This is a genomic window from Amycolatopsis sp. NPDC047767 (assembly GCF_040704195.1).
Classification (GTDB): Bacteria; Actinomycetota; Actinomycetes; order Mycobacteriales; family Pseudonocardiaceae; genus Amycolatopsis.
This window is the reverse complement of record NZ_JBEYSJ010000049.1, coordinates 53,608-63,197: the sequence shown is the minus strand read 5'-3', so window position 1 is coordinate 63,197 and position 9,590 is coordinate 53,608. Positions and strand designations below refer to the sequence as shown.

Annotated in this window: 9 protein-coding genes; all 9 read right to left on the bottom strand. The window is 70.7% G+C overall.

The annotated features are described in order from the left end of the window. Positions 1-145 precede the first annotated feature (145 nt). Genes AB0878_RS45655 through AB0878_RS45615 form a run of 9 tightly spaced genes read right to left on the bottom strand, consistent with a single transcriptional unit; the run spans position 146 to position 9,536 of the window. Positions 146-1,438, bottom strand: coding sequence for a dihydrolipoamide acetyltransferase family protein (locus AB0878_RS45655; protein ID WP_366588981.1), 1,293 nt, complete (start codon positions 1,436-1,438; stop codon positions 146-148). 32 nt (positions 1,439-1,470) lie between these two features. Then, positions 1,471-2,478 carry an alpha-ketoacid dehydrogenase subunit beta gene (locus AB0878_RS45650; RefSeq protein WP_366588979.1) on the bottom strand — a complete coding sequence of 336 codons (1,008 nt, stop codon included), beginning with the start codon at positions 2,476-2,478 and terminating at the stop codon, positions 1,471-1,473. Then, complete coding sequence (locus tag AB0878_RS45645) at positions 2,475-3,593, bottom strand: thiamine pyrophosphate-dependent enzyme (protein WP_366588976.1); 1,119 nt, start codon at positions 3,591-3,593, stop codon at positions 2,475-2,477. The genes AB0878_RS45650 and AB0878_RS45645 overlap by 4 nt, the downstream gene beginning before the upstream one ends. 28 nt (positions 3,594-3,621) lie before the next feature. After that, positions 3,622-4,152, bottom strand: a complete 531-nt coding sequence (locus tag AB0878_RS45640; protein ID WP_366588973.1) for a hypothetical protein — start codon at positions 4,150-4,152, stop codon at positions 3,622-3,624. Between the two features lie 51 nt (positions 4,153-4,203). Continuing rightward, positions 4,204-4,977 carry an enoyl-CoA hydratase gene (locus AB0878_RS45635; RefSeq protein ID WP_366588971.1) on the bottom strand — a complete coding sequence of 258 codons (774 nt, stop codon included), beginning with the start codon at positions 4,975-4,977 and terminating at the stop codon, positions 4,204-4,206. After that, positions 4,974-5,858 (bottom strand): 3-hydroxyisobutyrate dehydrogenase, encoded by an 885-nt coding sequence (gene mmsB / locus AB0878_RS45630; RefSeq protein WP_366588969.1) that lies wholly within the window; start codon positions 5,856-5,858, stop codon positions 4,974-4,976. Before mmsB ends, AB0878_RS45635 begins: the two co-directional genes overlap by 4 nt. Beyond that, positions 5,855-6,892 (bottom strand): enoyl-CoA hydratase/isomerase family protein, encoded by a 1,038-nt coding sequence (locus AB0878_RS45625; RefSeq protein ID WP_366588966.1) that lies wholly within the window; start codon positions 6,890-6,892, stop codon positions 5,855-5,857. The genes mmsB and AB0878_RS45625 overlap by 4 nt, the downstream gene beginning before the upstream one ends. After that, the gene (locus tag AB0878_RS45620; RefSeq protein WP_366588964.1) at positions 6,889-8,028 is read right to left on the bottom strand and encodes an acyl-CoA dehydrogenase family protein; all 1,140 of its coding nucleotides are present in this window, start codon (positions 8,026-8,028) and stop codon (positions 6,889-6,891) included. The genes AB0878_RS45625 and AB0878_RS45620 overlap by 4 nt, the downstream gene beginning before the upstream one ends. Positions 8,029-8,036: 8 nt before the next feature. Next, complete coding sequence (locus tag AB0878_RS45615; RefSeq protein WP_366588962.1) at positions 8,037-9,536, bottom strand: CoA-acylating methylmalonate-semialdehyde dehydrogenase; 1,500 nt, start codon at positions 9,534-9,536, stop codon at positions 8,037-8,039. Positions 9,537-9,590: the final 54 nt, after the last annotated feature.

Here is a 9,590-nt window from a genome sequence, read left to right as displayed (position 1 = left end):
TCCAGCACGACCTCGCCTTCTCCCACGTCGGGCTTTCGTGGGTGGTCAACGGCTACACGCTCCCGTTCGGCGGTCTCCTGCTGCTGGGCGGGCGGCCGGCCGGCGGATCGCACCGCGTCGGGCCGTGGATCACAGTCGGACCGGATCAGTGCACGAGAGCCAACGAGGGTTGGGCGAGCAGCCGCGCGATGTGCGCGAGGACCTGGCTGCCGAGCTGTCCGTCCACGAGCCGGTGGTCGAAGGAGAGGGACAGCGTGCACACGCTGCGCAGCTCGATCTCGCCGTTGTGCTCCCACGGCCGGCGGACGATCCGGCCGACGCAGAGGATGCCGGCTTCGCCGGGGTTGAGGATCGGCGTGCCTCCGTCGACACCGAAGACGCCGATGTTGGTGATCGTGAACGTGCCCCTGGCCATCTCGTCGGGTTGTGTCTTGCCGTTGCGCGCACGGGTCACGAGGTCGGCCAGCGCACCGCACAGCTCAAGGGTGGAGAGAGCTTGCGCGGCCTTGATGTTGGGCACGAGCAGACCCCGTGGCGTCGCGGCCGCGACGCCCAGGTTGACGTCGCGGTAGGTGACGATCTCGTTGGCTTCGGCATCCCACTTCGCGTTGATCTCCGGATGCGCCCGCAGCGCGGACAACGTCGCGCGCGCGATGAGGACCAACGGGGTCAACCGCGCTTCGGCGAACGCGCGGTCCTTACGCAGCAGTTCCAGCAGCTGCAAGGATTCCGTCACGTCGACCGTGACCCACTCGGTCACGTGCGGAGCGGTGAACGCGGAGGAGACCATCGCCTCCGCCGTCGCCCTGCGGACGCCCTTGACCGGAGTTCGCGTCTCGGCCGGCTCCGGTACCGGGGCGGCGGCCGAGCGCCGGGCGAGCGCGGTGTCGAGGTCGGTACGCGTGATCTGGCCCCGGCCGCCCGTCGGCACCACCTCACCCAGGTCGACGCCCAGTTCCTTGGCCCGCAACCGGACCGGGGGCGCCGCGTACGGCCGGTCCGGCTTCCCGGACGGCGCGGTGCGCGGCACCGGGCTCCGGTACCCGGCCTTGCGGGGCCGCCGCTTCACCTGCACCCGGCTCGGTCCATAACCGACCAGCACCGGCTGCCGCTGCTCCTGTGGTTCCTCCGCCTCGGGCGGCGGGGCGAGGGCCGGTCGCGGGTCGCTCGCGGACTCGTCCTGCGCACCGGCGGTTCCTTCGCCGAAGCTGACGATGACCGCGCCGACGTCCACGGTCTGGCCTTCGTCCGCGTGCAGCCGCGCGATCACGCCGGCGTGCGGCGACGGCAGTTCCACCACCGACTTCGCGGTTTCGACCTCGACGAGGATCGTGTTGACCTCGACCGTGTCGCCGGCCGCGACGTGCCACTTGACGATCTCGGCCTCGGTGAGTCCTTCACCGACGTCCGGCAACGTGAACTGGTGGTTCTCCGCCATCTCGGTCCCTCCGGGGTTCGGCGCGGTGGCGCTCAGTACTGGTAGGTGGCGTCGACCGCGTCGAGCACTCGGTCGAGATCGGGCAGGTAGTGGTCTTCGGCCCGCGCCGGCGGGTACGGGGTGTTCCAGCCACCGACCCGCTGGACCGGGGCCTCCAGCAGGGAGAAGCACCGTTCGGTGATCGACGCGGCGATCTCCGCTCCCAGCCCGGCGAACGTGGGCGCTTCGTGGACGACGACAACGCGGCCCGTCTTCGCCGCGGAAGCCGTGAGCGCGTCGAGGTCCAGCGGCGAGAGCGCGCGCAGGTCGATGACCTCCAGCGACCGTCCCTCCGACTCCGCGATGGTCGCCGCGTCCAGCGCGACCCGCACAGTCGGGCCGTACGCGAGAACCGTCACGTCCGTGCCGGGCCGCACGACCGTCGCGCGATCGAGGGCCGGCGCGTCGGCGGGAACCCGCCCGAGTGTCACCGGGGCTTTGTCCCAGTACCGGCGCTTGGGCTCGTAGAAGATCACCGGGTCGTCGCAGGCGATCGCCTGCTGGATCAGCCGGTGCGCGTCGGCGGGGCCGGCGCACGCGACGACCCGCAGACCCGCCGTGTGACAGAAATAGGCCTCGTTGGACTCACTGTGGTGCTCGACCGCACCGATTCCGCCGCCACACGGGACGCGGATCGTCACCGGGACCTTCAGCCGGCCGCCGGACCGGGCGCGCAGCTTGGCGAGCTGGGACACGATCTGGTCGAAAGCCGGGTAGATGAACCCGTCGAACTGGATCTCGCACACCGGCCGGTAGCCGCGCAACGCCAGCCCGATGGCCGTGCCGACGATGCCGGATTCCGCCAGCAGGGAATCGATCACCCGGTGTTCGCCGAACTCGGCACGCAGGCCGTCGGTGACCCGGAAGACGCCCCCGAGGGCGCCGATGTCCTCACCGAGCAGGACCACCGACTCGTCGTCGGCCATCGCCTGCCGGAGTCCGGCGTTCAGCGCGGCACCGAGCGTCAGTGTCTCGGTGGTGGATTCGGTGACGGTGCTCATGCGAAGGATTCCCTCCACTTGGTGTAGCGCTCGCGTTCCGCGCGGAGCGCGGCGGTCTCGGTCGAGAGCGTGTTGCGGAAGCTGTCCTCCAGCGGGGGAGCCGACAGCGCGCGGCAGGCTTCCCGGGTGGTTTCGGACAGCGCCTTGGCTTCTTCGTCGAGCATCCGGAGAAACCGCTCGTCGGCCCAGCCCCGGTCGTCGAGCAGGCGTTGCACGCGATCGATCGGATCCCGCCCCTCCCAGGCACTCACCTCGCCGGATTCCCGGTACCGCGTCGGATCGTCCGAAGTGGAGTGACCCGCCATCCGGTACGTGCGCGCCTCGATCAGCTCCGGGGGCCCTCCCGCGCGCACGCGTCCGGCCGCGGCGGTCGTCGCCGCGTGCACGGCCAGCACGTCGTTGCCGTCGACGAGCGTCGTCGTGAGGCCGAACCCGGCGGCCCGCACGTGCAGCGGCGTCCGGCTCTGCGCGCTGGACGGGGTGGAGATCGCCCACTGGTTGTTCTGGCAGAAGAAGACGAGCGGCGCGTTGGTCACGGCGGCCCAGTTCAGGGCCTCGTTCGCGTCGCCCTGGCTCGCGGCGCCGTCACCGAAGTAGCAGAGCACGATCTCGTCGAGCTCGGGATTCTTCCGCTGATCGGCGGCCACGCCCATCGCGTACCCGGTGGCGTGCAAGAGCTGGGTCGAGAGCACGAGCGACGTGATGTGAAACCGGTAGCGGGCCGGGTCCCATCCGCCGTGCGCGGTTCCCCGCCACTGCGTCAGCAATTCGGCGGGTTCGAGACCACGGCACAGGGCCGCGGCCTGTTCGCGGTAGGACGGGAACACGTGGTCGGTCGGCCGCAGCGCGCGGATGCTGCCCACCTGTGCGGCCTCCTGGCCGCGGCAGGACAGCCACAGGCCGAGCTCGCCCTGCCGCTGCAGGTGGTAGGACTCCTCGTCGAACCGCCGGGCGAGCACCATGTCCCGGTAGAGGCCGCGAACCTTCTCCGGGGTCATGCCGGACCTCAGCTCGCCGTGCAGCAAGGTCCCGGCGGGATCGAGCAGCTGCACGGGGGAACTCTCGCCGCCAGTGTCGAAGAAGGCGGTCTTCGGTGTGTCGGCCAAGTCGGTCATGGGAACCCTTCTCCTCGGGGAATCGTGTTCAGCGCTGGGAAAACTCGCGCGCGGCGGGCCGGGGTACGTGGCTGATCGTCTTTTTGGCCACCCGGAAGCCCGACAAGGCCGTGGTCGTGACCTCCACGATCCCGTGTGGACGAAGCAGCGAAACGAACGCCGCGCACCGGTCCGGAGCAGCGGCCAGGTGCAGCACCAGGCCGTCCTTGTTCAGCTCGAGGATCTCGGCCCGGAACCAGCGGGTGAGCTCACCGACCGGCGCGAGAGACCCGGCGTCCGGCCGGAGCCGCACGTACACCGACTGCCGGAGGTGCCCGTCGGGTTCGACGCAGACGACCCGCAGCACTTCGACGAGCCGGTTGAGTCGCTTGACCAGGAGCTCGAGCCGCTCCTGGCAAGGCACCCGCACCGTCATCTGGATCCACCAGAGCTTCGGTCCCGGTGGCCGGCTGAACTGCAGGCCGCTCACCTCGATGTCCGAAGGCAGCACCAGGCCCGCGATGCGCGCGGGCACGTGCCGGCCTGGGCTGGCGGTGACGGCGAGCAGGTGCTCGGACATCGGGGATCCTCCGGTGGTGGGAGCTTCGGCGGGCGGGAGCGTCCGCGCCGATCAGGCGTGGCGGAATTCGGGTGGCCGTTTCCCGGTGAAAGCGGCCATCCCTTCCTTCTGGTCGTGCGTGGCGAACAGGGCGTGGAAGACGCGGCGCTCGAACAGGACACCCTCGCTCAGCCCTGTTTCGAAAGCGCGGTTCACGGCCTCCTTCGCCGTGACAGCCGCGACCTTGGACATCGACGCGATCTTCGTCGCCACCGCGACCGCTTCGGTGACCAGATCGGCCGCCGGAACCAACCGGGACACCAGGCCCGCTCGTTCGGCTTCGCCGGCGGGCAGGGTGCGGCCGGTGAGGATGAGATCCATGGCCTTGGCTTTGCCGATCGCGCGGGTCAGCCGCTGTGAGCCGCCCATCCCGGGAATCACCCCGAGGGTGATCTCGGGCTGCCCGAACCGGGCGGTGTCGGCGGCGATCACCAGGTCGCACATCATCGCCAGTTCGCAGCCGCCGCCGAGGGCGTGGCCGGCGACAGCGGCCACCAGCGGGGTGCGCACGCGAGCCAGGGAGTCCCAGCCGGCGAACCAATCCTCGGCGTGCATCTCGCTGAAGGTGCGCGACGCCATCTCCTTGATGTCCGCGCCTGCCGCGAATGCCCGCTCGGACCCGGTGAGCACGATCGCGCCGACATCCGCCGAACGGTCCAGCTCGGCCAGTGTGGTCGTGAGCTCTCGCATGGTCTGCAGGTCGAGGGCGTTGAGCGCCTTCGGCCGGTTCAAGGTCACCAGGGCCACCCGCGGCGCCGGACTCCCGACGGTGATGGTCTCGCTCATGCGGGTCCGTTCTCGAGAAGGGTGGTGATGATGGCGGAGAAGTCGCGGCCGGGACCGTCGGCCGCGACGAACTCGGTGTAGAGCTCGGTGGCGTGCCGGCCCAGCGCGGTCGGCACGCCGACGGCGTCGGCGGCGGCTTGAGCCAGCCGCAGGTCCTTGAGCATGAGGCCGCTGGCGAAGCCGCCTTCGTAGGCGCGGTTGGCGGGGCTGGTCGGCACCGGACCGGGCACGGGACAGTTGGTGGTGAGTGCCCAGCACGCGCCCGACGCCCTCGAAGCGACGTCGAACAGCGCCTGGTCCGTCAGGCCCAGTTTCCGTCCGAGCGCGAACGCTTCGCTGACAGCGATCATGGAGACGCCGAGGATCATGTTGTTGCAGATCTTCGCCGCCTGCCCGGCGCCCGAATCGCCGCAGTGGACGAGTTTCGCGCCCATACCGCGCAAGTACGGCTCGGCCGCCGCGAACGCGCGGGCGCTCCCGCCCACCATGAACGTCAGCGAAGCCGCACTCGCTCCGACGACCCCGCCGGAAACCGGAGCGTCGACCGCCTGGTGCCCCGCCGCCACGGCCAGCTCGGCCGCGGCGCGGGCGTCGGCCACCTCGATCGTCGAACAGTCGACGAACAACGTGCCGGGTTTCGCCAGCGGCACGATCGACCGGTAGCAGTCGAGGACGTGCTTGCCGCTCGGCAGCATCGTGATCACCACCGAGGCGGCGGCCACCGCCTGCCCGGGAGAGTCCGCAAGGGACAGACCGCTGTCGCGAGCGGCGCTGACGGCCTCCGGCATCGGGTCGTAACCCGTCACCTGCTCCCCCGCCTTGACCAGGTTGGCGGCCATCGGGCCACCCATGTTGCCCAGTCCGAGGAACGCGATGGTCATCGTGCCCACACTCCCTTCAGTTCGGCTTCACCGAGGTCGGCGAAATACGAAGCCACCAGCTCGTCGTCCACTTCGGCCAGGGTCGCCGGCGACCAGCGGGGCGAGCGGTCCTTGTCGATGATCTGCGCACGCACACCCTCGGCGAACTCGGCCGAGCGGAACGCGCGGTGCGAGATCCGGTACTCCTGCGCCAGCGCGTCGCCCAGATCGGTCATGGCGGCGGCCGACCGCAACGCGCGCAACGTCACCTTGAGCGCCGTCGGCGACTTGCCCTCGATCTCCTTCGCCGCCGAGACCGCTTCCTCGCCCCCGCCACGCAGGCGATCGAGGATCTCCTCGACGGTGTCCGGCGCGTAGCAGTGGTCGATCCACGCCCGCGCCGCCGCCAGCCGGCTCGGCGGCGCCGGTTCGGCGACGAGCTCGAGTGCGGCGTCCGGCGTCCGGCTCGCCAGGGCGTCGAACAGGTCGGGCAGCCGCCGCGCGGGCACGTAGTGGTCGGCGAGTCCACAGTGGATCGCGTCCGAGGCCGAGAGCCGGCCCGCCGTCAGCGCGACGTGCGTGCCGGCCTGGCCCGGCGCGTGTGCGAGCAGGTAGGTGCCACCGACGTCGGGGACGAAGCCGATCCCGGTCTCGGGCATGGCCACGCTCGAGCGGTCGGTGACCACGCGGTGGGTGCCGTGCGCGGCGATGCCGACACCGCCGCCCATGACGATGCCGTCCATCACCGCGAGGAAGGGCTTGGGATAGCGGCCGATCAACGCGTTCATCCGGTACTCGTCAGCCCAGAACTCCAGCGACGCGGTGCCACCCGAGCGGGCGTCGTCGTGGATGGACCGGATGTCACCGCCCGCGCACAACCCCCGGTCGCCGGCCCCGTCGACCACGACGGCCCGCACGACCGGATCGACGCGCCACGCGAGCAGGTGCTCGGTGACCGCCCGGACCATGTCGTGGGTCAGCGCGTTCAGCGCCCGGGGCCGGTTGAGGGTGATCCGGCCGACTCCACTGTGGACGAGAAACTCGACGTCGCTCATGCCGCCTCCGCCAGCATCCGGCGGGAGATGATCAACTGCATGATCTCGTTGGTTCCTTCGAGGATCTGGTGCACGCGCAGGTCGCGGACGATCTTCTCCACCCCGTACTCGGCGAGGTAGCCGTAACCGCCGTGCAGTTGGAGTGCCTCGTTGGCGACTTCGAACCCCGTGTCGGTGCAGAACCGCTTCGCCATCGCCGACAAGGCCGTCGCTTCGGGGTCACCGCTGTCGCAGGCGTGTGCCGCCCGCCACAGCAGCGTCCGCCCGGCCTCCAGCCCGGTCCGCATGTCCGCCAGGCGGAAGCGCAGCGCCTGCGCATCGGCCAGCGGCGCCCCGAACGCGCTGCGCTCGGTCAGGTGCCGCACGGTCTTGGCCAGCGCCGTCCGTGCCCCGCCCAGTGAGCAGGCCGCGATGTTGAGCCGGCCACCGTCCAAAGCGGACATCGCGACCGGGAACCCACCACCTTCGCCGCCCAGCAACGCCGTGGCCGGAACCCGGACTTCGTCGAAGCGGACCTGGCGGGTCGGCTGGGCGTTCCAGCCCATCTTGACCTCGTTCGGCCCGAAGGACAGCCCCCGCGTGTCGCGCTCCACGACGAAGGCCGAGATGCCGTGCGCGCCCGGCCCGCCGGTGCGCGCGAACACCACGTAGACCTCCGACGTGCCGGCACCGGAGATGAACTGCTTCACCCCGTCCAGCACGTACTCGTCGCCCTCGCGCCGCGCCCGGGTGGTCAGCGCGGCCGCGTCGGAGCCGGCACCCGGCTCGGTGAGGCAGTAGCTGCCCAGCGCCTCCATCGTCGCCATCCGCGGCAGGTACGCCTGCCGCTGGTCCTCGTCGCCGAACCGGTCGATCATCGCGGTGACCATGTTGTGGATCGACACGTAGGCCGCGATCGACGGGCAGCCTTCGGCCAGCGCCTCGAACACCAGCACCCCCTCGAGGCGCCCGAGCTCGCTCCCGCCGACGTCGTCGGGCAGGTACAGACCGCCGAATCCGACCTCGGCCGCCTTGCGCAACACGTCCACCGGAAAATACTTGTCCCGGTCCCATTCCACCGCACGCGGCGCGAGGTGCTCGGCGGCGAACTCCGCCGCCGTCTCCCCCAGCCCGCGCTGTTCCTCACTCAGCCACATGGGTCACCTCACGCCATCGTGGGCATGACGAAGCTCGCGCTCTCCCGGGTGCCCGAGGGCCAGCGCGAGGTCACGGTCTTGGTCTTGGTGTAGAAGCGCACCGCGTCCGGACCGTGCTGGTTGAGGTCCCCGAAACCGGAGCGCTTCCAGCCCCCGAACGTGTGGTGGGCGATCGGCACCGGGATCGGCACGTTCACCCCGACCATGCCGGTGTCCACCCGCGCGGTGAAATCCCGGGCGGTGTCACCGTCGCGGGTGAAGATCGCCACGCCGTTGCCGTACTCGTGTTCACTCGGCAACCGCAGCGCCTCCTCGTAGTCCGCCGCACGCACCACCGACAGCACCGGACCGAAGATCTCGTCGCGATAGATCCGCATCCCGGGGTGCACCCGGTCGAACAGGCACGCGCCGAGGAAGAACCCGCTCTCGTGGCCCGGCACGGTGAGGTCCCGTCCGTCGACGACGAGCTCCGCACCTTCGGCCACACCCAGGTCCACGTACTCCCGCACGCGCTGCAACGCGGCCGCGGTCACCAACGGGCCGAAGTCGGCGGTCTCGTCGAGCGCCGCACCGACCTTCAGCTCGCGCGTCCGCGCGGCCAGCCGCTCCACGAGCGCGTCGGCCGTCGCCTCACCGACGGGCACCGCGACCGAGATCGCCATGCACCGTTCGCCGGCCGAGCCGAACCCGGCGCCGACCAGTGCCTCCACGACCTGGTCGAGGTCGGCGTCGGGCATCACGATCATGTGGTTCTTCGCACCGCCGAAGCACTGCGCCCGCTTGCCGTGCGCCGCGGCCTGCTCGTACACGTACTGCGCGATGTCGGACGAACCCACGAAGCCGAGCGCCGCGACGCGCGGGTCGACCAGCAACGCGTCGACTGCTTCCTTGTCGCCGTTGACCACGGAGAACACGCCCGGCGGCAAACCCGCCTCCAGGAACAGCTCCGCCAGCCGCAGCGGCACCGACGGGTCGCGTTCGGACGGCTTGAGGACAAACGCGTTACCGCAAGCGATCGCCGGGCCGGCCTTCCACAACGGGATCATCGCCGGGAAGTTGAACGGCGTGATCCCTGCCACCACCCCCAGCGGCCGGCGCATCGAATAGACGTCGATGCCGGTGCCCGCGCTGTCGCTGAACTCGCCCTTGAGCAAGTGCGGGATGCCGACCGCGAACTCCACGACCTCCAGGCCGCGCTGGATGTCGCCGCGCGCGTCGGCCACCGTCTTGCCGTGCTCCGAGGACAGCAGTCGCGCCAGACTGTCCTCTTCGGACCGGACGAGGTCCAGGAACCGCATGAGGACACGGGCCCGGCGCTGCGGATTCCACCGCGCCCACTCGCGCTGCGCAGCCACCGCCGCGTCCACGGCCGCGGACACTTCGGCCGCCGAGGCGAGCGGGACCCGCGCCTGCACGGCGCCGGTACTGGGATCGAACACGTCGGAGAACCGCCCGGACGTACCGGGAACCGGCTTGCCGCCGACGAAGTGGGTGAGTTCGGCTGTCACCGTGCTGCCTTTCCTCGGTGCGCGCAGAGCGCGCAAAGTCTGGTGAATCGAGAG